At 65.0% G+C, this 26603-nt stretch carries 23 protein-coding genes and 1 pseudogene; 11 read left to right on the forward strand and 13 right to left on the reverse strand.

Annotation, left to right across the window (positions count from 1 at the left end; genetic code table 11):
* Positions 1–63 precede the first annotated feature (63 nt).
* A complete protein-coding gene (locus HU230_RS34890) occupies positions 64–783 on the reverse strand; it encodes a Crp/Fnr family transcriptional regulator (protein ID WP_176534298.1) in 720 nt (239 codons plus the stop codon).
* Between the two features lie 193 nt (positions 784–976).
* On the reverse strand, positions 977–1687 hold the full coding sequence (locus tag HU230_RS34895) for a Crp/Fnr family transcriptional regulator (protein ID WP_224943887.1): 711 nt from the start codon (positions 1685–1687) through the stop codon (positions 977–979).
* A gap of 548 nt (positions 1688–2235) precedes the next feature.
* Between HU230_RS34895 and HU230_RS34900 the strand changes: the two genes are divergently transcribed.
* The 6 genes from HU230_RS34900 (at position 2236) to HU230_RS34925 (ending at position 9064) form a co-directional block, all read left to right on the forward strand.
* Positions 2236–3834 carry a flagellin N-terminal helical domain-containing protein gene (locus HU230_RS34900; protein ID WP_176534297.1) on the forward strand — a complete coding sequence of 533 codons (1599 nt, stop codon included), beginning with the start codon at positions 2236–2238 and terminating at the stop codon, positions 3832–3834.
* A 386-nt stretch (positions 3835–4220) separates the two neighbouring features.
* Positions 4221–6929, forward strand: a complete 2709-nt coding sequence (locus HU230_RS34905) for a hybrid sensor histidine kinase/response regulator (protein ID WP_176534296.1) — start codon at positions 4221–4223, stop codon at positions 6927–6929.
* A gap of 14 nt (positions 6930–6943) precedes the next feature.
* Positions 6944–7417: a chemotaxis protein CheW gene (locus HU230_RS34910; protein WP_176534295.1), complete on the forward strand. Its 474-nt coding sequence runs from the start codon at positions 6944–6946 to the stop codon at positions 7415–7417.
* Positions 7418–7460: 43 nt separating this feature from the next.
* Positions 7461–7850 carry a response regulator gene (locus HU230_RS34915; RefSeq protein WP_176534294.1) on the forward strand — a complete coding sequence of 130 codons (390 nt, stop codon included), beginning with the start codon at positions 7461–7463 and terminating at the stop codon, positions 7848–7850.
* Positions 7851–7885: 35 nt separating this feature from the next.
* Positions 7886–8743 carry a CheR family methyltransferase gene (locus HU230_RS34920; protein ID WP_176534293.1) on the forward strand — a complete coding sequence of 286 codons (858 nt, stop codon included), beginning with the start codon at positions 7886–7888 and terminating at the stop codon, positions 8741–8743.
* Between the two features lie 3 nt (positions 8744–8746).
* Positions 8747–9064 (forward strand): PilZ domain-containing protein, encoded by a 318-nt coding sequence (locus HU230_RS34925; protein ID WP_176534292.1) that lies wholly within the window; start codon positions 8747–8749, stop codon positions 9062–9064.
* Positions 9065–9221: 157 nt separating this feature from the next.
* Here HU230_RS34925 and HU230_RS34930 read toward each other — a convergent pair whose 3' ends face one another.
* Positions 9222–9530, reverse strand: a complete 309-nt coding sequence (locus HU230_RS34930) for a hypothetical protein (RefSeq protein ID WP_176534291.1) — start codon at positions 9528–9530, stop codon at positions 9222–9224.
* 153 nt (positions 9531–9683) lie between these two features.
* Between HU230_RS34930 and HU230_RS34935 the strand changes: the two genes are divergently transcribed.
* The 3 genes from HU230_RS34935 to HU230_RS34945 all read left to right on the forward strand — a co-directional run bounded on the left by HU230_RS34935 (position 9684) and on the right by HU230_RS34945 (position 13149).
* A complete protein-coding gene (locus tag HU230_RS34935; protein WP_173639567.1) occupies positions 9684–10316 on the forward strand; it encodes a response regulator transcription factor in 633 nt (210 codons plus the stop codon).
* 220 nt (positions 10317–10536) lie between these two features.
* A complete protein-coding gene (gene araD, locus HU230_RS34940; RefSeq protein WP_176534290.1) occupies positions 10537–12276 on the forward strand; it encodes an L-arabinonate dehydratase in 1740 nt (579 codons plus the stop codon).
* 153 nt (positions 12277–12429) lie between these two features.
* Positions 12430–13149, forward strand: a complete 720-nt coding sequence (locus HU230_RS34945; RefSeq protein ID WP_176534289.1) for a ribonuclease activity regulator RraA — start codon at positions 12430–12432, stop codon at positions 13147–13149.
* A gap of 218 nt (positions 13150–13367) precedes the next feature.
* Here the strand turns inward: HU230_RS34945 and HU230_RS34950 are convergent, their stop codons facing one another.
* The 3 genes and pseudogenes from HU230_RS34950 to HU230_RS34960 form a co-directional block, all read right to left on the reverse strand.
* Complete coding sequence (locus HU230_RS34950) at positions 13368–15476, reverse strand: S9 family peptidase (protein WP_176534288.1); 2109 nt, start codon at positions 15474–15476, stop codon at positions 13368–13370.
* 107 nt (positions 15477–15583) lie between these two features.
* Positions 15584–16498: an ABC transporter permease gene (locus HU230_RS34955; RefSeq protein ID WP_224943890.1), complete on the reverse strand. Its 915-nt coding sequence runs from the start codon at positions 16496–16498 to the stop codon at positions 15584–15586.
* A gap of 130 nt (positions 16499–16628) precedes the next feature.
* Positions 16629–17009, reverse strand: a pseudogene (locus HU230_RS34960) (ABC transporter permease subunit); the annotation flags it as partial.
* Here HU230_RS34960 and HU230_RS34965 point away from each other — a divergent pair.
* A complete protein-coding gene (locus tag HU230_RS34965) occupies positions 16897–17181 on the forward strand; it encodes a hypothetical protein (RefSeq protein WP_224943892.1) in 285 nt (94 codons plus the stop codon). The pseudogene HU230_RS34960 and the gene HU230_RS34965 overlap by 113 nt on opposite strands.
* 283 nt (positions 17182–17464) lie before the next feature.
* Here HU230_RS34965 and HU230_RS34970 read toward each other — a convergent pair whose 3' ends face one another.
* The 7 genes from HU230_RS34970 to HU230_RS35000 form a co-directional block, all read right to left on the reverse strand.
* On the reverse strand, positions 17465–18529 hold the full coding sequence (locus HU230_RS34970) for an ABC transporter substrate-binding protein (RefSeq protein ID WP_176534287.1): 1065 nt from the start codon (positions 18527–18529) through the stop codon (positions 17465–17467).
* A 23-nt stretch (positions 18530–18552) separates the two neighbouring features.
* Positions 18553–19605, reverse strand: a complete 1053-nt coding sequence (locus tag HU230_RS34975) for an ABC transporter ATP-binding protein (RefSeq protein WP_224944253.1) — start codon at positions 19603–19605, stop codon at positions 18553–18555.
* Positions 19606–19870: 265 nt separating this feature from the next.
* On the reverse strand, positions 19871–20179 hold the full coding sequence (locus HU230_RS34980) for a GIY-YIG nuclease family protein (RefSeq protein ID WP_176534285.1): 309 nt from the start codon (positions 20177–20179) through the stop codon (positions 19871–19873).
* A gap of 199 nt (positions 20180–20378) precedes the next feature.
* Positions 20379–21563, reverse strand: coding sequence for a pyridoxal-phosphate-dependent aminotransferase family protein (locus HU230_RS34985; protein ID WP_176534284.1), 1185 nt, complete (start codon positions 21561–21563; stop codon positions 20379–20381).
* Positions 21564–21695: 132 nt separating this feature from the next.
* Positions 21696–22526, reverse strand: a complete 831-nt coding sequence (locus HU230_RS34990) for an LssY C-terminal domain-containing protein (RefSeq protein WP_224943895.1) — start codon at positions 22524–22526, stop codon at positions 21696–21698.
* Positions 22527–22559: 33 nt separating this feature from the next.
* On the reverse strand, positions 22560–23285 hold the full coding sequence (locus tag HU230_RS34995) for a thermonuclease family protein (protein ID WP_176534283.1): 726 nt from the start codon (positions 23283–23285) through the stop codon (positions 22560–22562).
* 333 nt (positions 23286–23618) lie between these two features.
* Positions 23619–25346: a hypothetical protein gene (locus HU230_RS35000; RefSeq protein ID WP_176534282.1), complete on the reverse strand. Its 1728-nt coding sequence runs from the start codon at positions 25344–25346 to the stop codon at positions 23619–23621.
* 360 nt (positions 25347–25706) lie between these two features.
* On the opposite strand from HU230_RS35000, the gene HU230_RS35005 reads away from it, so the two are divergent.
* Positions 25707–26561, forward strand: a complete 855-nt coding sequence (locus HU230_RS35005) for a caspase family protein (protein ID WP_176534281.1) — start codon at positions 25707–25709, stop codon at positions 26559–26561.
* The last annotated feature ends 42 nt before the right edge of the window (positions 26562–26603 follow it).

Below are 26603 nucleotides of genomic sequence, written 5' to 3' on the forward strand. Positions count from 1 at the left end.
AAAAGATCATGCTCAAACAAAGAGCTAAAGCGCGATGACGCTTCAACCTGATCTCATCGCGCTTTAGCCACCGGTTTCCTGGCAGCTCAGCAGCCCCGCATACTGCGCCTTGACCGTGGCATAGCATTCGCACGCGGTCCTGATCAGTCCATCCGCATTGGTGATCTCGATGTGGCCGCGGCTGTAGTGGATGAAATTCGCCTGTTGCAACGTATGCGCGACCAGCGACACGCTATTGCGGCGTGCGCCGATCATCTGGGCCATCGCCTCCTGCGTCAGGGCGATCTTGTTGCTGCCGGAGAGATCGCGTGTCTGCAGCAGGCATCGCGCCAGCCGCGACTCCACGGTGTGCGCGGCGTTGCAGCCGGCCGTCTGCTGGATCTGGGCATAGACGGCGAGACCGTGCCGAATCAGCTTCGCTCGCAGAGTCGGGCTCTGGCCGGCGGCCGCCCGCAAGGCTTCGACCTCGATCGTCGAAGCGACGCCAGGCACCAGCACCACGGCGCTGTCCAGCGTGGGGGCTTCACCAAGCCCCGCGAACGCACCATAGATGCTGCCGCGGCCGACCATCGCGATCTGCACGCACACGCCTCTTGCCAGCTTGACCACCAGCGAGATCACCCCCTTGTGCGGCATGTATGTCCGCTTGAGCATCTCGTCGGTCTCGATCAGGACCGACTCGGCGGCGAGGTCGATCGTCCGCAAATAGGGCCGGATCAGCCCAAAATCGCTCTCCGAGAGCGAAGACAGAAATCCGTTGGGCGATCGCGGAACCGTATCCAAAGCAACCTCCTGCCTCCCGGCAAAGCTTGTCTCTGGTCATCAGGACTGACGCGTGCAGTTGAGCCGTTATGCAACTTATTCTGGCACGTCTTGGTTCCAATGGAAACATATCTTGGTTCCATTAGGAATACATATCGCCCCGTGATCGCGTTTGTGTTGCCTGGCAATCAGTTGAGCGTGCGCGCCGCCCCGATCAATCTTCCGGCCCGATCAATTGTTCGGCGTGCGCCTTGACGGTCGCATAGCATTCACACGCCGCCTTCCGCAGACCGTCGATATCGGTGATTTCGATATGGCCGCGACTGTAGCGCAGGATACCGGCCTGCTGAAACCCATGCGCGACGATCGAAACCGCATTGCGCCGCACACCGATCATTTGCGCCAGCATCTCCTGGGTCAGCGGCAAGGCTTCGCTGCCGCACAGGTCGCGCGCGCGCAGCAGCCAGCGCGACAGCCGCGCCTCCACCGGATGCGACACGTTGCAGGCGACGGATTGCTGGGTCTGCGCCATCAGCGCCTGCTCATAGAGAGCAACCAGGGTCCGGAACTCCGCGCTGCGATTGGCGGCCTCGCGGAAATCTTCCGCCCGCACCATCGATGCCGTGCCCGGCACCACGACAATCGCGTCGGCGAGCAGCGGCCGCTCATGCAGGGCGGCGGATGCGCCGACGATGCCGTCACGACCGATGGTTGCAATCTCGACAGATTGCCCGTCGGTCAGATTGACCATCATCGAGACCACGCCGCCGTGCGGGAAATAGACCCGCTGCACCGGCGCGCCGGCATCGGCGAGCACCGTTTCCTTGGTCAGGTCGACGGTTTCCAGAAGGGGATGAAGTTGCGCGTATTCCGTGGAGGGAAGTGCTTGCAACAGACGATTGGGCGGACGCGATACCGCAGACATTGGAGCTCCTGCCGAGGGCGGGAGCACTACGGTCTCGCATCACCTACTCTTGGCGTGTGGAGAGCGAACATAGCTTGCCTGTCCAATAGCACAAGGGTTGTGGTGCGAACCTTATACCCTCTAGGGGGCAGACGGTCCGCAAATCGCATCGGCGTGCGCGGCGATTCGAATGCCGCGCATCCGGGATGAGACGGTTGCGACATTGTCTCGCATTTATTGATTTCCATTAACTCTGATGCGTACCCAAGCGTGCGCCGTCGCGATGGCCATTGCGGATGTCGAAGCCCCCCGTCGGCAGCGCGAGCATGCGGCAAGTCCCTGCAAATGCGAGGACAAATTCGTTGTCACGAGATTGATCCGGCGGCGGGTACGCGCCGTTCAGCCGGGCGTCTGCGCGGCGGCCGTAGAATTACCGGCAAAGCCATCTTGGGTATTTGTACGGAGCAGCCCTTTAACGAACGGGTAGCGCGGACGGACCAGTGTGGCATCGGTCGCCGTGCGAAATTTACGGCGTCGCGTCAATCGTGTTCATCCAGAAGGGTATCAGTATGTCCGGCATCGTCCTCTCGGCATCGGTCCGTCAAAACCTGCTTTCGCTGCAGTCGACGGCCGACCTGCTCGCCACCACGCAGAACCGCTTGTCCACCGGCAAGAAGGTCAACACCGCTCTCGACAATCCGACCAACTTCTTCACGGCGCAGTCGCTCGACAACCGCGCCAGCGACATCAACAACCTGCTGGACGGAATCGGCAACGGCGTGCAGGTGCTGCAGGCCGCCAACACCGGCATCACCTCGCTGCAGAAGCTCGTTGACAGCGCCAAGTCGGTCGCGAACCAGGCCCTGCAGGCCGCGGTCGGCTATTCCCAGAAATCGCAAGTGACGACCGCCGTGGTCACCGGCGCGACCACCGACGATATCCGCGGCACCGCCACCTACAGCAACGCCACCCTCGCCGGTACGGTCGTCAACAACAATCTCACGGTGCCGGCGCCGATCACGGCCGCCACCAAGCTCGTCAGTGCGAGCAACTCTGATACCCTGGCGACGACCCCGTCCGGTACGATCAGCGTCAACGGCAAGACGATCACGTTCTCGACCTCGCAGACCACTTCGACGAGCGATTCGTCCGGCAACGTGACCCTCGGCACGGGCGCGGGCAGCAACCTGACCGTCGGCGACCTGCTCTCGGCGATCGACGGCATCACCGGCGCGACCACGGCCTCCACCGTGTCGGCTGGCGCGCTCCAGATCAGCACCGGCACCAACCAGGATCTCAACATCTCCGGCTCGGCGCTGGGCGCTTTCGGCCTTACCGCCGGAACCAAGGCGCGCACCGTTGCAACGCCTTCACCGCTGGATGGCTTGACGCTGACGATCGGCGCGACCGGCAACGGCATTGCCACCAACATCACGTTTGGTAGCGGCGCAGGCCAGGTCAAGTCCCTCAACGACCTGAACAACGCCCTGTCGGCCAACAACCTGCAGGCGTCGCTCAGCGCGAGCGGTGCGCTCACCATCAGCACCACCAACGATGCGGCGTCCGCGACCATCGGCACGATCGGTGGCACGGCAGCCGGCGCAGGCAAGCTGTTCAACGGCCTCGCGGGCAGCGCCCCGGTGCAGGACCCGAATGGGCTGGCGAACCGCGCCAACCTGGTCAATCAGTACAACAACATCCTGGACCAGATCACCACGACCGCCCAGGACGCGTCGTACAACGGCATCAACCTGCTCAACGGCGATCAGCTCAAGCTGACCTTCAACGAGACGGGCTCCTCGACGCTGAAGATCCAGGGCGTGACCTTCAATGCCGCCGGTCTCAACCTCTCCAAGCTGACCGCCGGCACGGACTTCATCGACAACGCTTCGGCCAACGCTACGCTGAAGACGCTCAACAGCGCGAGCGGCCTGCTGCGCACCCAGGCTTCGACTCTCGGTTCGAACCTGTCGATCGTGCAGATCCGCCAGGATTTCTCGAAGAACCTGATCAACGTGCTGCAGACCGGCTCGTCCAACCTGACGCTGGCCGACACCAACGAGGAAGCGGCCAACAGCCAGGCGCTGTCGACCCGCCAGTCGATCGCGGTCTCCGCGCTGGCTCTGGCCAACCAGTCGCAGCAGAGCGTTCTGCAGCTGCTCCGCTAAGCGTAGGCGCGACAGACAACGACTATCGAGGCGGCGGAGGAAACTCCGCCGCCTTTGTTTTTGGGTTCGCTTAACCATGCGACCGGTTTCAACCCATAGGCGATCACGTCTTGATGCAGGTGGATGTCGTGGCCGCCAGCGTTTCGCTGGATTTGACGACCCCTCGATCTCATTTCGTTCAAATTGCGACGACAGGTGGAACGGGCTCTTTCCCGTCCGGGTGGTAAGGGCTGTTCTTGTGAAACTGGCCGCGATGTCGTGATGCATCGTCCTTGAACGGCTTCATCGTCCGTATTTGCACGGACGACGAAATTAACGTCGCCGTGAAGCCGGCCAAGTTATCGATGCGAGGCGTGCGTTCCGTAGCACCTTGAGGGGACCGTTTCATGGACGATCTGTTGCGCGAGTTCCTGACGGAGAGCAGCGAGAGCCTGGATACGGTCGACAACCAGCTGGTGCAGTTCGAGCAGGATCCGAACAACGCGAAGATCCTGGATAACATTTTCCGGCTTGTGCACACGATCAAGGGGACCTGCGGCTTCCTCGGGCTGCCGCGGCTGGAAGCGCTGGCGCATGCCGGCGAGACCCTGATGGGCAAATTCCGTGACGGCATGCCGGTGAAGGCGGAAGCCGTGACGCTGATCCTGTCCTCGATCGACCGCATCAAGGAGATCCTTGGCGGGCTCGAGGCGACCGAGGCCGAGCCCGAGGGCAACGACCGCGACCTGATCGATCAGCTCGAAGCGATGGTCGAGCACGGCATGGCCGCTATGGCAGCTGGCGAAGAAGCGGTGCCTGTCGTTGACGCCCCGTCGGTGCAACCGGCCATGACCGAAGGCACGCTGGTGGTGCAGACGCTGGAGCGCCCGCTGCGCCCGGGTGAGGTCTCGCTCGACGAACTCGCGCGCGCCTTCCGCGAGACCGAGATCGAAGTCCCAGCACCCGCGCCTGTCCCGGTCGCGAAGCCCGCAGCGCCCGCAGCCGAGCCGGCTGAAGCTGCAAAGAAGCCGGCCCGCAAGGCCGCCACCGAGGATGTCCAGGAAGGCGACAAGATCGCCAACCAGTCGATCCGGGTCAATGTCGATACCCTCGAACACCTCATGACCATGGTCTCCGAGCTGGTGCTGACCCGCAACCAGCTGCTCGAGATCAGTCGCCGCAACGAGGACACCGAGTTCAAGGTGCCGCTGCAGCGGCTCTCCAACGTCACCGCCGAGCTGCAGGAGGGCGTCATGAAGACGCGCATGCAGCCGATCGGCAATGCCTGGCAGAAGCTGCCGCGCATCGTCCGCGATCTCTCCGGCGAACTCGGCAAGCAGATCGAGCTGGAGATGCACGGCGCCGACACCGAGCTCGACCGCCAGGTGCTCGACCTGATCAAGGATCCGTTGACGCACATGGTGCGCAACTCCGCCGATCACGGCCTGGAGACCACCGCCGAGCGGGTCGCCAGCGGCAAGCCCGAGCAGGGCACCATTCGCCTCAGCGCCTATCACGAGGGCGGCCACATCATCATCTGCATCGCCGACAATGGCCGCGGGCTCAACACCGAGCGGATCAAGGCCAAGGCGCTCCAGAACGGTCTCGTCACCGAGGCCGAACTGGAGAAGATGACCGAAGCCCAGATCCACAAGTTCATCTTCGCGCCGGGCTTCTCGACCGCCGCGCAGGTGACCTCGGTGTCCGGCCGCGGCGTCGGCATGGACGTGGTGCGCACCAATATCGACCAGATCGGCGGCACCATCGATATCAAGAGCGTGGCCGGCGAGGGCGCCTCGGTCACCATCAAGATCCCGCTGACCCTGGCGATCGTCTCCGCTCTGATCGTGGAAGCCGGCGGCGACCGGTTTGCCATTCCGCAGCTCTCGGTGGTCGAGCTGGTGCGGGCGCGCGCCAACTCCGAGCACCGCATCGAGCGGATCAAGGATACGGCAGTGCTGCGGCTGCGCAACAAGCTGCTGCCGCTGATCCATCTGAAGAAGCTGCTGAAGATCGACGACGGCGCCACCAGCGATGCCGAGAACGGCTTCATCGTGGTGACCCAGGTGGGCAGCCAGACCTTCGGCATCGTGGTCGACGGCGTGTTCCACACCGAGGAGATCGTGGTCAAGCCGATGTCGACCAAGCTGCGGCACATCGACATGTTCTCCGGCAACACCATTCTGGGCGATGGCGCGGTGATCATGATCATCGACCCCAATGGGATTGCCAAGGCGCTCGGCGCCTCCAGCGCGGCGGCCCATGACATGGCCGATGACAATGCCGCCGCGCATGCCTCGAGCGGCGAGCAGCTCACCTCGCTGCTGGTGTTCCGCGCCGGTTCGAGCCAGCCCAAGGCGGTGCCGCTCGGCCTCGTCACCCGGCTGGAGGAGATCGCAACCGACAAGATCGAGCTCTCGAACGGCCGCTACATGGTGCAGTACCGCGAGCAGCTGATGCCGCTGGTGCAGATGGCCGGGGTCGAGGTGCAGACCCAGGGGGCGCAGCCGATCCTGGTGTTCGCCGACGACGGCCGCTCGATGGGGCTCGTGGTCGACGAGATCATCGACATCGTCGAGGAGCGGCTCAACATCGAGGTCGCGGGCAGCCAGGACGGCATTCTGGGTTCGGCCGTGATCAAGGGCCAGGCCACCGAGGTGATCGACGTCGGCCACTTCCTCCCCATGGCGTTCGCCGACTGGTTCTCGCGCAAGGAGATGCGCCCGTCGGCCTCGGCGCAGTCGGTGCTGCTGGTCGACGACTCGGCGTTCTTCCGCAACATGCTGGCCCCGGTCTTGAAGGCTGCCGGCTACAAGGTGCGGACCGCGGGAGGCGCGCAGGAAGGGCTCGCGGCGTTGCGCTCGGGGCAGGCCTTCGACGTCGTGCTGACCGACATCGAGATGCCCGAGATGAACGGCTTTGAGTTCGCCGAGAACATCCGAAGCGACCACAACCTCGTCGGGCTGCCGATCATCGCGCTGTCGGCGATGGTGTCGCCGGCGGCGATCGAGCGCGGCCGCCAGGCCGGCTTCCATGACTATGTCGCCAAGTTTGATCGTCCCGGGCTGATCGCGGCGCTGAAAGAGCAGACCGCCGAGCTGCGCCGCGCCGCTTAAAGGAAACGAGAGTAATGACCAGCAAGACCGAGACCAGTGAAGGCGCAATGGCCGAATACGTCACCGCCGTGATCGGCGGGCAGCTGTTCGGCCTGCCGATCTCGCGGGTGCAGGACGTGTTCATGCCGGAGCGGCTGACGCGGGTGCCGCTGGCCTCCAGCGAGATCGCCGGTGTGCTCAACCTGCGTGGCCGCATCGTCACCGTGGTTGACATGCGGGCCCGGCTCGGCCTGCCGAAGGCCGACGACGGCAAGCCGCCGATGGCGGTCGGCGTCGACCAGCGCGGCGAATCCTATGGCCTGCTGATCGACCAGATCGGCGAGGTGCTGCGGCTGCCCGACGACAGCCGCCAGGACAATCCGGTCAACCTCGATCCCCGCATGGCCAGGCTCGCCGGCGGTGTTCACCGCCTCGACGGACAGCTCATGGTCGTCCTCGATGTCGATCGCGTGCTCGAACTGGTGCCAAAGACACTCGCTGCAGCGTAACGCTCCGCCGCGGAGACGGCGGACTCTACAAGGAGGCCAACATATGAAGACATGTCTTGTCGTCGACGATTCCGGTGTGGTGCGAAAGATCGCACGCCGCATCCTCGAAGGAATGGAATTCACCGTCATCGAAGCCGAGGACGGCGCGGTCGCGCTCGAAGCCTGCAAGCAGGCGCTGCCGGACGCGGTGCTGCTCGACTGGAACATGCCTGTGATGGACGGCTTCGAATTCCTCGTGCAGCTCCGGCGCATGGCGGGCGGGGACGTGCCGAAGGTGGTGTTCTGCACCACCGAGAACGGCATCGACCACATCTCGCGGGCGCTGCATGCCGGCGCCAACGAGTACATCATGAAGCCGTTCGACAAGGACATCGTGATCGCGAAATTCCAGGAAGTGGGTTTGCTGGCGCTCGATGCGTCGGCCGAAGCCTAATACCCAGTTTCACCCTTTGCCTTTGCGAGGCTCCCGTGACGCCCCCCGACTACGAGTATTTGCGTAAGCTTCTGAAGGACCATTCCGGTCTCGATCTGTCCGCGGACAAGCAATATCTGATCGAGAGCCGCCTGCTGCCGCTGGCCCGCAAATGCGGTCTGTCCGGCATTCCCGACCTGATCGCCAAGATCAGGGCCGGCTCATCGACGCACACCGTCCAGGTGGTCGAGGCCATGACCACCAACGAGACGTTCTTCTTCCGCGACAAGGTGCCGTTCGACCATTTCCGGGACACCATCATCCCCGAGGTCCTGAAGGCACGTGCCGCGCGCCGCAGCATCCGGATCTGGTGCGCCGCCGGCTCGACCGGTCAGGAGCCCTATTCGCTGGCGATGTGCCTCAAGGAGATGGGCGCGGCGCTTGCGGGATGGCGGGTCGAGGTCACAGCGACCGACCTGTCGCAGGAGGTGCTGGAGAAGTCGAAGGCCGGCATCTACAGCCAGTTCGAGGTGCAGCGCGGGCTGCCGATCCAGCTGCTGGTGAAGTATTTCAAGCAGTCGGGTGAATACTGGCAGATCAATCCCGAGTTGCGCGCGATGGTGCAGCATCGTCAGCTCAATTTGCTGCACGATTTCGCCCAGCTCGGCACGTTCGATGTGATCTTCTGCCGCAACGTGCTGATCTATTTCGATCAGGACACCAAGATCAACATCTTCAATCGGCTCGCCCGGTTGATGGAGGCCGACGGCTTCCTGGTGCTCGGCGCCGCCGAAACCGTGGTCGGCCTGACCGACACGTTCAAGCCGATTCCCGAACGGCGCGGCCTGTACCGGCCGAGCGGTGTGCGGCCAGCGCTTGCGATGCCGAGGCCTGCCATGGCGGTCGGATATTGAGCGATGACGGAGAACGGCAAATCCATTGAGCGTGTCACGTTCAGCCGGGGCGTCGATGTCTGCATCATGGCTATCGACGGCACCTGGCGGCGCGACTGCCAGCTCAATGCCATCTCCGACAATGACGCGGCGCTGACCGTCGAGGGTTCCATTCAGGGGCTCAACCTGAAGGAGTTTTTCCTCTTGCTGTCGTCGACCGGGCTCGCCTATCGCCGCTGCGAGCTGGTCCGCGTCAATGGCACCGAAATGGACGTCAGCTTCCTCAAGGGCAAGCCGAGCAAGCGGCGGTCCGGCTCCGACGAAGAGCGGGCCAGAGCCTGATTTCAAGAAGGCCTGACGTGAAGAAGGCCTGACCCGGCTGGACGGTCGATGCCTGCCGCCAATCCGAACGTGGAACGGATCGTCGCCTCGAGGGTTGGGGCGTCGTCGGCACAATCTGCGTGATGGCGCCGAATTCGGTGGCGGCCGGTCCGGCTGGTCAGTTCAGGAGGCGGGCCGGTGCCCCTGAATCGCGCAGCCAATCGAGCGCCGTGCCGAGGCCGGCGTCGCAGGCTTTCAGGGCCGTGGACGCCACGGCATAGCGCGGGGTGACGTCGTCAAGCACGAAGATGTCGGCGGCGGCGTCCTGCTCGGCCAGAAATGCCTCGCGTGCAATCGCCGCCTCGATCAGCCGCAGGCTCGCCTGGACATGGCCGATCAGCGCGACCAGGTCCGTCACGATCAGGCTGTAGGGATCGCTGCCCTCGTCCAGGCACACCGCAACGCCGTCCGCCGCTGCATTTTCCATGCATGTTTCTCCACTGTCCCCACTTTTAGGGACCGCGGTGCTACTTGTGCGTTAAGCGGACGTCCCGTACAAATACGGGTCCATTGATCGAGATGGTCGAGTTACTTCTTGTGCAGTCTGGGCAGCACGCTTCACCACTGATGGACGAGACATATGGTTGAGAATGGCGCTCCTCGCGGGGAAATCTTTGTAGTTGACGACGACCCCGCCGTTCGCGAGACGCTGTCCGTCGTCCTGTCGACCGCCGGCTACAAGGTGATCTGCTTTGCGGACGGCGCCGCGCTGCTCGCGGTGGCGCGCAGCCGGACGCCGGCCTGTATCCTGCTCGACGTGCATATCCCGGGCAAATCCGGCCTCGATATCCTGAAGGAGCTGCACGGCGAGGATTATCCGGCGCCGATCTTCATGATCTCCGGCCAGGGCGACATCACGATGGCGGTCAGCGCCATCAAGAACGGCGCGCTCGACTTCATCGAGAAGCCGTTCCGTGGCAACGAGATCGTCAGCCGCCTCAATGAGGCGATCGACGCCTATACCAGGCGCCAGGCCGAGACCTCGGCATCGCGCATCGCCTCGCTGCACTTTCCGGGGCGCGAGCCGCTCACCCGCCGCGAACGCGAGGTGCTCGAGCAGTTCACCGCGGGCGCCTCCAACAAGGAGGCCGGGCGTCACCTCGGGATCAGCCCGCGCACGATCGAGGATCACCGCGCCAACATCATGAAGAAGCTCGGCGCGCGCAACGCCGCCGATCTCGTCCGCATCGTGATGACGGCGCAGCAGAAGTAAGCCAGCGCCGGCCAAGCCCGGTTTACGCTCCGATTTGCACATCGCGGGGTTTGTGCGGCACACGGGCGGCGAACGGCACGTCTGCGCCGCGCGCGGGACGAGACGTCCGGAAATCCTGTATATGCGTGGCGCAGGGCATGCGTGCCGAGACCATGCGTGTGCGAGCAATGTCGAGACACGCGATATCGAAACACGCAATATCGAAGCATATGGCGCCAAGATGACCAAGAAGAACAAGACCCCGGATCAACTGCGCAGCGCGCGCTGGTTTGCGCCAGATGATCTCAGAGCCTTCGGCCATCGCTCGCGCGCGATGCAGATGGGCTACGCGCCGGAGGAATGGCGCGACCGGCCGGTGATCGCGATCATCAACACCTGGTCGGATGCGCAGCCCTGCCACATGCACTTCAAGAGCCGGGTCGACGACGTCAAGCGCGGCGTGCTGATGGCCGGCGGCTTTCCTCTCGAGCTGCCGGCGCTGTCGCTGTCGGAATCGCTGCTGAAACCGACCACGATGCTCTACCGCAACATGCTCGCGATGGATGCCGAGGAGCTGTTGCGCGGTCATCCGGTCGATGGCGTGGTGCTGATGGGCGGTTGCGACAAGACCACGCCCGGCCTGCTGCTCGGGGCCACCAGCATGAACCTGCCGGCGATCTATCTGCCGGCCGGACCGATGCTGCGCGGCAATTGGAAAGGCAAGACGCTCGGCTCCGGCTCGGATGCCTGGAAATACTGGGACGAGCGCCGCGCCGGCAAGATTTCCGACAAGGACTGGGTCGACATGGAGGCCGGCATCGCCCGCAGCTATGGCACCTGCATGACCATGGGCACGGCCTCGACCATGACCGCGATCGCGGAAGCCATCGGCATGACACTGCCCGGCGCTTCGTCGATTCCCGCGGCCGACGCCAACCATATCCGGATGAGCTCGGAAGCCGGCCGCCGCATCGTCGAGATGGTGTGGGAGGACCTCACCCCGCATAAGATCCAGACGCGAAGTGCGTTCGAGAACGCGATCACGGTCGCGATGGCGATGGGCTGCTCGACCAACGCCATCATTCACCTCATTGCGCAGGCGCGCCGCGCCGGCCAGGACATCTCGCTCGACGATTTCGAAGTTGCGAGCCGCAAGGTGCCTGTGATCGCCAATGTGCGGCCGAGCGGCGACCTCTATCTGATGGAGGATTTCTTCTATGCCGGCGGGCTGCCCGGCCTGATGAACCGGATCAAGCAGCATCTGCATCTCGACTGCATGACCGTCACGGGCAAGACGCTCGGCGAGAACATCGCAGGCGCGGAGGTCCACAACGACGACGTGATCCGCACCGTCGATAACCCGATCTACAAGGAGGGCGCGCTGGCGGTGCTGAAAGGCAATCTCGCGCCCGACGGCTGCGTCATCAAGCCGTCCGCTTGCGATCCGCGTTTCCTGAAGCACACCGGACCTGCGCTGGTGTTCGACGACTATCCCTCGATGAAGATGGCGGTCGATGACCCCGATCTCGACGTCACGGCCGATCACGTGCTGATCCTGCGCAATGCCGGCCCGCAGGGTGGGCCCGGCATGCCGGAATGGGGCATGCTGCCGATCCCGACCAAGCTCGTGAAGCAGGGCGTGCGCGACATGGTACGGCTGTCGGACGCGCGGATGAGCGGCACCAGCTACGGCGCCTGCATCCTGCATGTTTCACCGGAATCCTATATCGGCGGCCCGCTGGCGCTGGTGAGGAACGGCGATCGCATCACGCTCGACGTCGCCGCGCGCACCATCGATCTCGATGTGCCGGAGGCGGAGCTGGCCAAGCGCCGCGCGGAATGGAAGCAGCCTGAGAAACGCTTTGAGCGCGGCTATGGCTGGATGTTCTCGAAGCACATCAAGCAAGCCAATGAAGGCTGCGACTTCGATTTCCTCGAGACCGGTTTTGGCAAACCGGTGGGCGAGCCGTCGATCTATTGATGCTGTCATTCCCCGGTGCGCAATTGCGCACCTGAGAGCACCGCGTAGCGGTGAGCCCGGAATCCATCGGGCCGCATGCGCTGTGGTGAAATGGATTCCGGGCCTGCGCCTTCGGCGCATCCCGGAATGACGAATGGAAAGAGCAAGCAAGTCATGTCAAAACTCAGCGACGCCACCCGCAACAGGCTGAAATCCGTTTCCACCGCCACTGTCGCGACCGCGCTGTTCAAGCGCGGCTTGCGCATCCAGATGATCCAGGATGTTCACCCCTTGAGCCCGGATCAGCCGACCATGGTCGGCGAGGCCTTCACGCTGCGCTACATGCCTGCGCGCGAGGATCTCAACACGATCGAGGTGTTCCGCGACCGCGCGCATCCGCAGCGCAAGGCGATCGAGGATTGCCCGCCAGGTGCGGTGCTGGTGATGGATAGCCGCAAGGATGCGCGCGCGGCGTCGGCCGGCGCGATCCTGGTGACGCGGCTGATGAAGCGCGGCTGCGCCGGCGTCGTCACCGACGGCGGCTTCCGCGATTCGGCCGAGATCGCGCAGCTCGGCTTCCCGGCGTTTCATCATCGCCCGAGCGCACCGACCAATCTGACGCTGCATCAGGCGATCGAGATCAACGTGCCGATCGGCTGCGGCGACGCGCCGGTGTTTCCCGGCGACGTGATCCTTGGCGACAGCGACGGCGTCATCGTGATCCCGGCGCATCTCGCAGACGAGATCGCGAACGAGACTTTCGAGATGACCGCGTTCGAGGATTTCGTCACCGAACAGGTCCAGAACGGCCGCGGCATCTTCGGCCTCTATCCCGCGACCGACGAGCAGACGCTGAAGGATTTCGCGGCCTGGCGGAAGGCGAAGGGGCGGTAGTCCGCGCCAACATTCCGTCGTCGTCATTGATAAGCGATCACCCCACACTCTGCCGTCGTCCCGGCGAAGGCCGGGACCCATAACCACAGGGAGGAGTTTGGCGAAGACTGGCAGTGCCGCGGTTACTGCGACTTCCTTGCTCGATAGATCACGCGGTATGGGTCCCGGCCTTCGCGGGGACGACGATGGGGAGGGGACCGCGCAAGCCAACCGGCACCTTACGTCTCCGCTCTCTCTGCCATGCCCACCGCCCACAGCGCGAAGGCGTAGACGATCGCGACTTCGTCGAGGCGGTTGAAGCGGCCGGAGGCGCCGCCGTGGCCGGCGCCCATGTTGGTGCGCAGCAGCACCGGGCCGCCGCCGCGCATGGTGGCGCGCAGCCGGGCGATCCATTTCGCCGGCTCCCAGTAAGTGACGCGCGGATCGGTGAGCCCGCCCATCGCCAGGATCGCCGGATAGTCCTTTGCCGCGACATTGTCGTAGGGCGAATAGGACAGGATGGTGCGGAAATCCTTTTCGCTCTCGATCGGATTGCCCCATTCGGGCCATTCCGGCGGCGTCAGCGGCAGCGTGTCGTCGAGCATGGTGTTGAGCACATCGACGAACGGCACCTCGGCGACGATGCCGGCGAACAGCTCGCCGGCGCGGTTGGCGACCGCGCCCATCAGCATGCCGCCGGCCGAGCCGCCATGACCGACGATGCGTTTTTCACCCGTGTATTTCGCCTCGATCAGCGCGCGCCCGGCGGCAGCGAAATCGTCGAACGTGTTGGTCTTCTTCTCGCGCTTGCCGTCGAGGTACCAGCCCCAGCCCTTGTCGGCGCCGCCGCGGATATGCGCGATCGCGTAGACGAAGCCGCGGTCGACCAGCGACAGCCGGTTCGCCGCAAACGACGCCGGCATCGCCATGCCGTAGGAGCCGTAGCCGTAGAGCAAGAGCGGCGCCTTGCCGTCGCGAACAAAATCCTTGCGGTGCAGGATCGAGACCGGCACCTGCGCGCCGTCATGCGAGGTCGCCATGATGCGCGTGGTGACGTAATCGGCCGGGTTGTGGCCGGACGGAATCTCCTGCCGCTTGCGCAGGACACGCGTCCGCGTCGCCATGTCGTAGTCATAGACCTCCGACGGCGTCGTCATCGACGAATAGGCAAAACGCAGATTGGTGGTGTCGAATTCGTAGCCGCCCATCGTGTCGAGCGAATAGGCTGCCTCGTCGAAGGAGATCGCGTGCTCCTCGCCGCTCTTGAGGTCACGGATGATGATCGCCGGCAGCGCGTTGGCGCGCTCCAGCCGCACCATGTGGCCGGCATAAAGCTCGACGTCGAGCACATAGACGCCCTCGCGATACGGTATCAGGTCGCGCCAGTTGGCGCGCTCGGGCGCGGCGAGCGGCGCGGTGACCACCTTGAAGTCGATCGCGTTGTCGGCATTGGTCAGGATGAAGAGCTCGTCGCCGCGGTCGGCGATCGAATATTGCACGCCTTCCTCGCGCGCCGCGACCAGCCGCGGCGGCGCTTCGGGATCGGCGAGATCGATCAGCCGCTGTTCGGAAGTCTCGTGATCGCCACCGGCGATCACGCAGAAGCGGCCGCTGGCGCTCTCGTGCAGATGGGTGAACCAGCCAGAATCCTGCTCCTCATAGATCAGGATGTCGTCGGCCTGCCGGGTGCCGAGCCTGTGCCGCCACACCTGCATCGGGCGGTGATTGTCGTCGAGCTTGACGTAGAAGAAGCTCTTGGAATCCGCGGCCCAGACCACGCCGCCGTCGGTCTCCTCGACGAGGTCGTCGAGGTCGCCGCCGGTTGCCCAGTCGCGCATGCGGATCGAGAAATATTCGGAGCCCTTGGTGTCGGCGCTCCAGGCGTGCAGGCGGTGGTCGTTGGAATGCCGGCTGCCGCCGAACTTGAAATATTCGTGGTCCTTCGCGAGCGCGTCGCCGTCGAGCACGACATGCGCGTCGCCGCCATCGCGCGGCGTCCGGCAGTACAGCTCGTGCTGGCCGCCTTCGCGGAACTTGCGGAAATAGGCGAACGGGCCGTCCGGCGACGGCACGCTGGAATCATCCTCCTTGATCCGCCCACGCATCTCCTTGACCAGCCGCTTCTGCAAGCCGTCGGTATGGCCGAGCAGGCTCTCGGTGTAGCCGTTCTCGGCTTCGAGATAGCTGCGGATGTCGGGATCGAGGATCGAGGGATCGCGCAGCACCTCCTGCCATTTCGGATCCTTGATCCAGGCATAGTCGTCGGTCACCGTGATGCCATGGGTGGTGAAGGAATGCGGCCGGCGCGGCGCGACAGGGGGCGGTGTTGTGGTGGCGGATTTGGTCACACGATCCTCATGGTGCGGGGTTCCGCCTTATATCGGGATGAATGTGGCGATTGCCAGATGGGGCGCGCATTCCCGCGCGCCCGACGGCATTGCGCTGAGAGGTCGAGCTACCCGTTCCGCAGCTTCGCACCTGCATTGCCGCCGGACATCGGGATCTGGTTCACCGCCAGCACCACGGCGAATGTGATCACCAGCATCGCAATGCCGAGCACGGCGATCGCGGCGAGGTCGCCGCCTTCGTTGAGGTCGTAGATCAGGACCGACAGCACCTTGGTCTGCGAGGTGAACAGCACGATCGCCGCCGACAGTTCCCGCATCACGCCGATGAAGATGAAGCACCAGGTTGCGATCACGCCGGTGCGCAGCAGCGGCGCGGTGATCTGGCGCAGCGCCTGCAGCCGCGTCGCGCCGAGGATGCGGCTCGCCTCCTCGAGCTCGGGATGAATGGTCGTGAATGCCGCCTGCAGCTGCTGATAGGCCGACGGCAAATTGATGGTGAGGAACGCCAGCAGCAGGATCCAGAGCGTGCCGTAGAGCACGAAGGGCGGCCGCGTGTAGCTTAGAAAAAGGCCGACGCCGAGCACGATGCCGGGGACGGCCACCGGCGCCGTGGCGAGGAACCCGAGGATGCGGTGGCCCGCGATCACCTTCCGCGTCGTGACATAGGCGATGACCAGCGCGAGGAGGGTGCCGATCGTCGCGGTGGCGGTGCCGAGGATCACGGTGTTCTTGAGCGCGAGCTGGGTCGACGACAGCTCGGTGAACACGAAGACGATGTTGTGCAACGTTGCCGTCGACGGCGTCACCAGCGTGGTGGCGTTCGGCGAGAACGCGGCGTTGAGCAGCGCGAGGTAAGGCAGGAACACGGGATTGAGCAAGACCAAAAGGCAGAAGCCGAGGGCGGCCCAGCGCCAGCCGCGCAGCTCGACCCGGCGCGGCGCGCCATATTTGCCCCCGATCACTGAATAGCCGCGGCGACCGAGCAGCGCCTTCTGGCCCTGCAGCAGCAGGATGGTCAGCACCAGCAGCGGTACCGCGGCGGCGGCCGCGAGCTCGAGCTTCGGCGGATACTGAGAATAGGCTCCAGATCTTGGTCGTCATCGTGTGGAAGCCGGCCGGCAGTGCCAGGATCGCCGGCGAGCCGAACAGCGTCATCGCCTGCAGGAATGCGATCAAGGCGCCCGCGACCAAAGCGGGCAGCGCCAGCGGGATGGTGACCCGCCGCGCCGTGGTCCAGGCATTGCCGCCGAGGATCGCGGAGGCGTCCTCCAGCTCGCCCGGCATAGTGTCGAGCGCATTGGCCACCAGCACGAACACGAACGGGAACGTGTAGCAGGAGATCACGAAGATGATCCCGGTCATCGAATAGATGTTGAACAGCGCGTCGGCATCCTCGCCCGCGAACAGCCGGTAGAGCTGGTTGAGCAGCCCGGAATTCGGCGCCGCCAGCAGTTCCCAGGCGACCGCGCCGAGGAACGGCGGCGTCACGAACGAGGCCGTCACCAGCGCGCGGATGGTCTGTCGGCCCGGCATGTCGGTGCGCGACACCAGCCAGCTGAGCGGCGCCGCGACGATGCAGCAGATCAGCGCCGACGTTGTCGCGATGATCGCGGTGGTCAGCAGCGGATCGAGGAAATCGGGATTGCTGAACAGCGTAACGAAGTTCTGCAGCGTCGGATGGCGGTTCTTGTCGGTGAAAGCGTAGACCGCGAGCCACGACAGCGGCAGCAGGATCAACAGCACGAGCACCGCCGCGAACAGCCACAACACGGGGCGCGTCCAGTCGATGCGGGCGCGGGTGGTGGGGGAGATGGTGGGCGTGAGGATCATGCGAGACATCTCTCCTCGTCATTCGCGGTGCGCAATTGCGCACCTGAGGGCACGCAAAGCGCGAGCCCGGAATCCATACTCACGATCGTGGTTATGGATTCCGGGCCTGCGCCAAGAGGCGCATTCCGGAATGACGATTGTTGTGAGGGCCGTACCATCTAAACCCTGAACAGCCGCGCATAGCGCGTCTTGATCTCTTCGGTCATCGCCTCGACCCCCGCCGGACCTTCCTTCATCAGCTTGATGTCGGCGAGCTTGCGCCGGCCGGCCTTCGGCTGCACCTGCGCGTGCACCGAATACTGCCCGGTGAAGTCGACGAAGAATTGCTGGGTCTCGCGGGTGTGCAGCCAGGCCTGGAACAGTCTTGCGGCGTTCGGGTGCGGCGCGCCGGCGAAGATGCCTGTCGGACCCGAGATCGTCGGCGTGCCCTCGGTCGGGTAGACCGGCTCGACGGGCTGTCCGGCTTCCTTCAAGAGCACGATGCCGTATTCATTGCCGTCGGCCATCACGGCGCGCTCGCCGAGCGAGAGCTTCTTCGGCGGATCGGTCGAGGACTGCACCTGCATCACGCGCTGCTTCGAAAGCTTCTCCAGGTAGGGCCAGCCGAGCTCGCGGACGATCTGGAACGTGGTGGTCATGATGGTCCCGCTATAGGCCGGATGGCCCTTCACCATCTTGCCGGCCCATTTCGGGTCGAGCAGATCGGCAAAGCTCTTCGGCGCATCCTCCGCCTTCACCAGATTGGTGTTGTAGGCGATCGACGACAGCCACAGCCGCGTGGTCACGGCCATGCCGTCCGGGTCGCGATATCCGTCGGGGAAGTGCCTGGCGACGTCCTCGGGGACGAACGGCATCAGCCAGCCGCTCTTTTTCCACGGGATGAAGTGCGAGGCATCGGCGCTGTTGACGACGTCGGCGGCGTGGATGTTGGCGTCGAATTCCTGCGCCACGCGCTGGAACAGCCGCTCCGAGCCGGAACGCTCGATCTGTACGCTGATGCCGGGATAGGCGGTCTCGAACGCCTTGCCAAGCTTTTCGCCGACCGGCAGGTCCATCGACGAATAGAACACGAGCTTGCCTTCTTTGGTCGCGGCCGCCACCAGATCGGGCGTGATCGCGGCCGGCTCGGGTGGCGCGGCGCGCACGGGCGACGCGAATACATTGCCGAGCGCAAGCGCCGCAGAGCCTTTCAGGACGTGGCGTCTGGAGATTTGTTTCCGCATCGCGTCCCTCCGTTTCTTGTTCGTTATCGGCTGAGGGCCCGGCAGCGTTCCGCCGGCAGTGTCAGCCAGACCTCGCTGCCCTTCTCGACCGCGGTCTCGGTCGGCGTGGTCACCCGCAGCGAGGTGCCGTCAGAGGTTTCCACCATGTAGTCGCGGTTCATGCCGAGATAGACCTGTCGCGTCACGATGGCCTTGAGCGTGTTCTGCGCTGCGGCGGGGGCTTGCGTCGAGAGCTGGATCTCGTGCTGGCGGATCGCGACCGGCGCGCTCTGGCCGGCCGTGAGCCTGGCGCCGACCACCGCGAGCGTCGCGCCGGCGAACTCGACATGGGTCGCATCGCGCGCGGTGCCCTTGATCACGTTGGCCGCGCCGATGAAGCGCGCGACGAATTCGGATTCCGGCCGGGCATAGATGTCTTCAGGGCTGCCGAGCTGGTCGATCTTGCCGGCATTCATTACCGCGATCAGGTCGGCGGTCGTCATCGCCTCGGATTGATCGTGGGTGACGTAGACGGTGGTGTAGCGATATTCGTCGTGCAGGCGGCGGATTTCGAACCGCATCTCCTCGCGCAGATTGGCGTCGAGATTGGACAGCGGCTCGTCGAGCAGCAGCGTCTCGGGGCCGACGATCAGCGCGCGTGCCAGCGCGACGCGCTGCTGCTGGCCGCCGGAGAGCTCGCCCGGATAGCGCTGCGCCAGCGGTTCCAGCTTGGTGGTCGCCAGGATCGCGGCGAGCTTCTTGGCGATGGCGTCGCGATCCATTTTGCGCAAGCGCAGCCCATAGACGATGTTCTCGGCCACCGTCATATGCGGCCACAACGCGTAGCTCTGGAAGATCATCGACATGTTGCGCTGCTCGGGCGGCAGCGTGCGCGCCTTCGATGACACCACGCGGTCGCCGACACGGATCTCGCCGCCGGATGGTTCGAGGAAGCCTGCGATCAGCCGCAGCGTCGTGGTCTTGCCGCAGCCGGACGGCCCGAGCAGGCAGACCAGCCGGCCGTGATCGATCGTGAGCGAGACATCATCAACCGCGACAAACGATCCAAACCGCTTGACCAGGCCACGCAGCTCCACCGATGCCAAGCGATCCCTCCATCTTGTTAAGTTGCAGGGATCCGCGCCCGGCTGTTGCCGGCAGTAAAGCGGAAAATGATGACGGCGAATAGTGTTGATGCATCTCTAGCAATGCGCCTCGCGCAATTCCCTTCCCGTCATCCTGAGGAGCGCGCTCTTGCGCGCGTCTCGAAGGATGGACGGCCCGGATTTCTCGGCGCGCTCATCTTGCCGCGCGGCGGCAGCTTGGCCGTCGATCCTTCGAGACGGCCGCTGCGCGGCCTCCTCAGGATGACGGGGAAGGAGTTGCTCCGCGTCGATGGGCCAGTTGGCTGATCGTAACCCAATCCGATCGGATCAGCGCTTCCTTCTTCGCCCGGCCCCAGCCCTTGATCTGCCGTTCTGCCGCGATGCCGTCGGTGATGCGCTCGAAGTACTCCGACCAGACGAGGACGACTGGTCGCCGATTGTAGGTGTAGCCGGGGAAGGTGCCCGCGTTGTGCTGCTCGATGCGCGGTGCAAGGTCATCGCCCGTTGCGCTGCCGACATAGTACGAGTTGTCGGCGCAGCGAAGCATGTAGACGTAGATGCCCATTGTGATGACCCCGTGACCAGTGTCCCGTCATCCTGAGGTGCGAGCGGAGCGAGCCTCGAAGGATCGACGGCCCGGATATCTCCGCGCGCCTGTGTCAGCTTCGCGGCGGCAGCTCGGCCGTCGACCCGTCGAGACGCCGCGCGAAGCGCGGCTCCTCAGGGTGACGGATTCGGCGGCGGTTCGATCTTCTGCTCGCCCGTTACGCCTTCACGTTCTCGCCGAGCCACTGGATGGCGGCGTCGGCGCCGGCCTTGCCGTGCGGGATATTCAGCGCGGTGAGCGCGACTTCGACGACGCCGAGCGTGCCGAGGATCATCGGCGCGTTGACGTGGCCCATATGCGCGATGCGGAAGGCCTGACCCTGCAGGTCGCCGATGCCGGTGCCGAGCACCACGCCGCACTTCTCCTTGGCATAGCGCTGGATCGCGGCGGGATCGGCGCCCTTCACGGTCACGGTCGTCACCGTGTTGGAGCGCTCGGCGGGCTCGGCGATGTTGAAGCCGAGCACCTGGCCCTCGCCCCAGACGGCGACGGCGCGGCGCACGGCTTCGCCGAGCAGCCGGTGCCGTTCGAAGGCATTCTCCAGGCCCTCGGCGTGCAGCATGTTGATCGCCTCGCGCAGCGCGAACAACAGATGCACCGGCGCGGTGCCGGCATATTTGCGGTAGTGCTCAGAGCCCTCGCGTTCGGTCCAGTCCCAATACGGCGTGCGCAGGTCGGCCTTCTTGTGCGCGTCCCAGGCGCGGTCATTGGCGGCGACGAAGCCGAGGCCGGGCGGCGTCATCAGGCCCTTCTGCGAGCCGGACATCGCAACGTCGACATACCATTTGTCCATCTCGAACGGCATGCAGCCGAGCGAGGCGACGGTATCGACCATGAACAGCGCGGGATGGCCCGCGGCCTTGATCGCCTTGCCGATCGCCTCGATGTCGTTATAGGCGCCGGACGCGGTGTCGACCTGCACCGCGAGGATCGCCTTGATCTTGTGCTCCTTGTCGCGGCGCAGCCGCTCCTCGACCTCAGCCGGGCGGATCGCGCGGCGCCAGTCGCCCTTCAGCACCTCGACATCGGCGCCCATCGCGGCCGCCGCCTGGCCCCAGCCGATCGCGAAGCGCCCGCTCTCCAGCACCAGCACCTTGTCGCCGCGCGACAACACGTTGGAGAGCGTCGCCTCCCAGGCGCCGTGGCCGTTGGCGATGTAGATGTAGGATTTGCCCATGGTGGCGAACAGCTTCGAGAGATCGCGCAGCAGGCTTTCGGTCAGTTCGAACATCTCGGCGGAGTAGATATCGAGCGCCGGGCGATGCATCGCCTGCAGCACCTGATCAGGCATCGTGGTGGGCCCGGGGATGGCCAGAAATTCCCGGCCCGCGCGAACGGTCATCGTCCTGTTCCTTTTGGGTAAAGCTACGCAAATCATGCGTCTGAGGGGTCAAGCGTGGAGGATATGCCATCGTGGCCGCGATTGCGAGCCGGACGAAGCAATCCAGCGTTTCCAAAAGCGCGGGACACAGCCTTATTTGTCGATGGTCTCGACCACAGCACGCCAGATCTGGTCCTTGAACTCGGTCGCGGCGGGGCTTGGAATCTGCTCGACGGTCCCGTCGTTCTTGCGGCAGGCCTCGACCAGCCGCATCACCCAGATTTCACCGTCGGTGTAATAGAGGTCGCCGCCGCCATTATGCCCGTCGAAGGTCGGGCCGATGCCGGTGACCTGGTATTTCGCGGTGACCATGCCGGCGGATTCGAGATCGGTCGCGAGCAGCGCGCGCTCGGCGTCGAGGTCGGCGGCGATATGATGCGTCACCGCGCCGGTGTAGCGACTGATGCCGACACTGCGGTCGAGCGTCGCAGCGCCAAGCCACACCGGGCGCTTCTCCTGACCCTGATCGAGCACCCGCCAGAAACGGACATGGTTGCGGCGATCCGCGCTCGATCCGACCGGCCGTTCGAAGGCGAGGTCCTCGCGGCGGCCGAGATAGAACAGGTTGCTCACCGGCGCATCCTTGTAGGGACGGTCGAGCAGCACGCTGCCTACGATTTCGATCGAGGATTTCAGCGTGACCGGATCGGCCGGGAACCAGCCGGCCTCGTGCATCGCGCAGACCACGTCCTTGGTGTCGCCGATCAGCCCGACATTCATGGGGTCGCCGGGAATGCCCTGCGCTGTGCGGGTCACCATCGGCAGATTGGCGAGGCCCTTCTGGTGCTCGTAATGCGTCCACAGCGCCGGCAGCACCAGATAGGCCGCGATCAGATAGGTGACCAGGACGAACAGCAGCAGCTGCAGATAGCGCACGCGTTTGCGACGGCGCGCCGCAGGCGGGTTGATTTCGATGTCAGTCACGGCACACGCTTCCGGATCAGTGCGTCGCGCGCCTTAGCGCCGCGTCTCACGGCAGCCGGCGGCTTCGGCTTCCTCGACCGAGCAGAACCAGCGCGTGCCCTTGCTGATCTTCATCTCGATCTTGGCGTACCAGCGGCTGGTCGGCTGGTGAAAGATGCATTCGCCGGAGCGGTTGACGTTGCCCTTGATGGTGCAGTCGGGCGAGGGCGCCACCGGGCCGGAGGCCGAGGCGAGCAGGATCGAGTGTGCACTCTCCGGCACTTTCACGGTGCCGAGCACGGTGGTCTTCTTGTTGCGCACGCGCCAGTCCCACGGCGCGATGAATGCGCCCTGCCACATCCCTGCCTTGGCCTCGCGCGCCGCCTTCTCGTCCGGCTCGTAGTCATGCGAGATGCGGGTGTAGGCCAGCGCCCAGCCATTGCTGACCATCCATTTCTGGATGTCCTCGCCGTCGACCTCGCAGCGCGCAATGGTGCGGCCGCGGCGATCGACCGAACGCGCGTGACAGGTCCAGCTCTTGTTGCCGGCATGCTTGATCAGCTCGTCGCGCGCGGCGACGCCGCAGGTCCAGCGCTCGCCCTTGGTGTTGAGGCAGAGCTGGTCGGTCGACGGCGCGTCGATCCCGCCGAGCCGGATCTTGACGCTGCCGATCATGAGCTGGTCGCCGTCGCGGATCTTCGGCACGCCGGTGACGTCGGCGGCGACAGCCAGCGTCGGCAGCGACAGCAGCAGGCCAGCAGTGAGCAGCGTCTTGAGCATCGGCGTTTCCGGCCAGTCTTTCGTTCAGCGTTCCGGGCCCAAAGGATCGGCGAGGATTGTGCGGGCAATTGGGCAACCCTGCCAGTGGTGTTGCGTTTCCGCCAGTTTCAACTTCGCGTCATCCCGCTCCGCGATGTCATCCTCCCCTGGAGGGGGAGGATCGGTTCGTATGAAGCGAAGCGCAATGCGAACCGAGGTGGGGTGACAGCTCTCCGCAGAAACGGTGCCCGTGTGGAGGGATCACCCCACCCCGTATCGCATCTTGCTTCGCGCGATGCTATACGACCCTCCCCCTCCAGGGGAGGGTGAACCGGGCGACTGCGCTCTACCATCCTACGCCGCAAGCATCCGCTTCCTGGCCAGCGCAAGGGCCATCAGCACGAAGGCCGACGTCACCTCGGGCCCGCCGACCAGGATCCGCGTCGGCGTCTTCATCTTATTCCATTCATATGCCCTGTAGGGTCCCTTGCGGCCGCCTTCGCCGAGGCCTTGCACGATGCAGTGCAGCGCCGGCGTGAAGGTCGAGACCTCGGCGCCAAGATGCGCCAGCGCCATCAGCGCGAGCGCGGCGTCGAACGGGTTCATCTCATGCGCGATCAGCTCGCCCTGGACGTAGCCGAGCACGCGGGCGCGGATCAGCGCGAACACATTGCCGGGGTCGATGACGCGCTGCGCCGCCAGCGGCAGCGCGATGAAGGCGGCGTAGCAGCGGCCGAAATAGGCCGAATAGAGCTCCGGCAGATAATAGATATGCGAGCGCGGATTCCTGAACGCGCCGCTTTCGACCAACCTCTTCTGGAAGGCGATGATGCGATGCACCGTCTCGAGCCGTTGCGGCGTCTCGATGATCCGCCAGCGGGCGAGGTTGCGGAACGAGACCTCGAGGATGTCGAGGTTCAGCGTCGGATCGAGGTCGTTGCCATAAGGCCGCTCGCCGGCGAGATTGTCGATCCAGGTGACGACACCGCCCTCATAGTCGATGTTATCGTTGAGCGGCACGGTGACGCGCGGCTCGTTGGCGCCCGATCGCACCTGGTAGCCGCGGTAGAAATCCAGCAGCGGCTGCTGCAGGATCGGATCGTCGGAGCCGGCTTGCGTCGCGGCCGAGAACGCGCACGCCGTGGTGTCGCAGTCGGGCACATAGACGCCGAAGCCGAGGTCCTGCTTGATCTGGGCGAAGAAGCGCGAGAAACGCGGATGCCGTCCCGGCGCCAGCGCGGTGATCACCTTCACGACCGAGCCGTCATGCGAGGGCACCTCCTCGGCGCTGGTCTTCAGGCAGAACTCCACCATCTCGGCGACCGCGCGCCGCGCCGCGCCTGCCTCATCCGGTGACGCGAGCCCGGTCTCGACATAGCTCAGCAGCGCCTCGGTGAAGAAGGCATCGTAATAGGCCGAGCGATGGCGGATCTGCACCGGCTCCCACATCGGCTCGGCGATGCCGCGCCATGGCGGGTTGATCAGCCCGCGCGCCGGCGAATGCGCGATGAAGACCCGCGCCAGGCTGAACAGCAAGGTCGAGTTCTTGTAGCCGCGCGCGTTCAGCCCGGTCAGTGCCATCAGCATCTCGCGCCCTCCGATGTCGGCATCGCCGATCAGGTTGAAGGCGGCATAGGTCGGGATGAAGCCGCATCGGCCGAACGAGCCGAGCAGATGCGCGCCGGTTAAGCGGATCACGCGGTCGATCTCGGCCGTCGCCGGCGGATGGCAAGCCGTCGTCGCGGCCGGCGGGGCGGGGTGGTGCACGCCGATGCCGTCCATCAGGTCGGCGACCGGGGCGCCGATCGCGGCCCAGTCAGGCGCCGCGGCGTCGCGCGCCTCGGTCAACGCCGCGCGCAGGCCCGCCAGGCGGTCGGCGTCGTTGAGGGCGGGCAGGCCGGTGCGGCGGAGCAGCGCGCGCAGCGCCGGATTGCCGAGCGCGGTCCGGTAGAACTTCCCGAGATGGGCATCGCCGCCGCGATAGGCCTGCAGCACGGGGTCGCAGACGTCGTAAAGCGACGGGCCGTCCTTCTTGGCGGTCAGCGCCCGGCATACCGCGCCAGCGATCTCGTGAAGGCTCATGAATCCCTTTCTCGAGGAACCGGTTAACGCCGCCGCCCCCGGCGGTGTTTCCTCCGGTCCTCCCCCAAACTCGCAAGCCGTTGGAAAGCTACATGAATCCGTACAGAATACAAATGTGACCGAAGTCACGTAACGGGATCTTAACGGCGTCAATGGCCTGTGCCGGGCGGCAGCATGCTGCAAACCGGGTTGCTCCGGCGGTCCAGCCGGGTTAAGGGAGTGTTTGTTGCGGCGCCGCAAATTGAGCTGAATTCAACGGCACACACACCTCAACCCCATTAAACCTGATCGTCACTGACGCGACTAACTGGCGCGATTTCGCTCGAACGCCATCGGGATAGAGATTGGGACTAGAACGTTATGAACCTTAGGCAGCTTCATATTTCCCGTCGCACCATCGCCGTCTGCGTGGCGGTGGCCGGCACGGTGTCGCTGGCGATTGGCGCCCATGCCGCGCTCAACAAGCGAACACCGGATGTTGCCAGGGAGACTGTCGCAGGCGCCGTCACCGCCGGGCAGACCGGCAGCATTGCGGGCGGCTCCTCCCGCCTCGCGCTGGTCATCGGCAACGGCCATTACCCGGACGCTGCGGCGCCTTTGGCCCAGCCGATCAACGATGCCCGCACCCTGTCGTCGGCGCTGCGCCGCGAGGGCTTTGACGTCGACGTGGTCGAGGACGCGACCAAGGACGACATGTTCCGCGCGGTCGAGCGCATGAAGGCCAAGATCCGGCCCGACACCGTCGTGATGCTGTTCTTCGGCGGCTACGGCGTGCAGGTCGGCCGCGAGAGCTACATGATCCCGGTCGATGCCACGATCTGGAAGGAAGCCGACGTCAAGCGCACCGGCGTCAGCGTCGAGTCCGTGCTCGATGCGATGAAAGAGCGTGGCGCCAAGGCCAAGCTCGTCGTGCTCGATGCCTCGCGCCGCAATCCCTATGAGCGCCGCTTCCGTGCGTTCTCGCACGGCCTCGCCCCGATCAGCCCGCCGGAGAATACGATCGTGCTGACTTCGGCGACGCCGGGCAAGGTCGCCGACGATTCCAAGGCGCCGAACAGCGTGCTGGTCTCCGAGCTCATCAACAACCTCAACGCCCAGGCCGGCGCCGAGACCGCCTTCAACAAGACCCGCGTCGCGATCTCCCGCGCAAGCGAAGGCGAGCAGGTGCCGAGCGTATCGTCCTCGCTGCTGGAAGACATCAAGCTCGGCGGCTGAGGCCCCAGCTCTATCCCCACGTCGTCCCGGCGCAGGCCGGGA

Origin of the sequence: Bradyrhizobium quebecense (assembly GCF_013373795.3) — a bacterium.
GTDB classification, from domain to species: domain Bacteria; phylum Pseudomonadota; class Alphaproteobacteria; order Rhizobiales; family Xanthobacteraceae; genus Bradyrhizobium; species Bradyrhizobium quebecense.

Excerpts from the sequence above, each read along its gene's own strand:
- HU230_RS34985 (WP_176534284.1), bottom strand. The coding sequence starts at position 21,563 with ATGACCGTTCGCGCGGGCCGGGAATTTCTGGCCATCCCCGGGCCCACC.
- HU230_RS35000 (WP_176534282.1), bottom strand. The coding sequence starts at position 25,346 with ATGAGCCTTCACGAGATCGCTGGCGCGGTATGCCGGGCGCTGACCGCC.
- HU230_RS34945 (WP_176534289.1), top strand. The coding sequence starts at position 12,430 with ATGTCAAAACTCAGCGACGCCACCCGCAACAGGCTGAAATCCGTTTCC.
- HU230_RS34925 (WP_176534292.1), top strand. The coding sequence starts at position 8,747 with ATGACGGAGAACGGCAAATCCATTGAGCGTGTCACGTTCAGCCGGGGC.
- HU230_RS34905 (WP_176534296.1), top strand. The coding sequence starts at position 4,221 with ATGGACGATCTGTTGCGCGAGTTCCTGACGGAGAGCAGCGAGAGCCTG.
- HU230_RS34995 (WP_176534283.1), bottom strand. The coding sequence starts at position 23,285 with ATGCTCAAGACGCTGCTCACTGCTGGCCTGCTGCTGTCGCTGCCGACG.
- HU230_RS34915 (WP_176534294.1), top strand. The coding sequence starts at position 7,461 with ATGAAGACATGTCTTGTCGTCGACGATTCCGGTGTGGTGCGAAAGATC.
- HU230_RS34895 (WP_224943887.1), bottom strand. The coding sequence starts at position 1,687 with ATGTCTGCGGTATCGCGTCCGCCCAATCGTCTGTTGCAAGCACTTCCC.
- HU230_RS35005 (WP_176534281.1), top strand. The coding sequence starts at position 25,707 with ATGAACCTTAGGCAGCTTCATATTTCCCGTCGCACCATCGCCGTCTGC.
- araD (WP_176534290.1), top strand. The coding sequence starts at position 10,537 with ATGACCAAGAAGAACAAGACCCCGGATCAACTGCGCAGCGCGCGCTGG.
- HU230_RS34930 (WP_176534291.1), bottom strand. The coding sequence starts at position 9,530 with ATGGAAAATGCAGCGGCGGACGGCGTTGCGGTGTGCCTGGACGAGGGC.
- HU230_RS34970 (WP_176534287.1), bottom strand. The coding sequence starts at position 18,529 with ATGCGGAAACAAATCTCCAGACGCCACGTCCTGAAAGGCTCTGCGGCG.
- HU230_RS34910 (WP_176534295.1), top strand. The coding sequence starts at position 6,944 with ATGACCAGCAAGACCGAGACCAGTGAAGGCGCAATGGCCGAATACGTC.
- HU230_RS34980 (WP_176534285.1), bottom strand. The coding sequence starts at position 20,179 with ATGGGCATCTACGTCTACATGCTTCGCTGCGCCGACAACTCGTACTAT.
- HU230_RS34935 (WP_173639567.1), top strand. The coding sequence starts at position 9,684 with ATGGTTGAGAATGGCGCTCCTCGCGGGGAAATCTTTGTAGTTGACGAC.
- HU230_RS34900 (WP_176534297.1), top strand. The coding sequence starts at position 2,236 with ATGTCCGGCATCGTCCTCTCGGCATCGGTCCGTCAAAACCTGCTTTCG.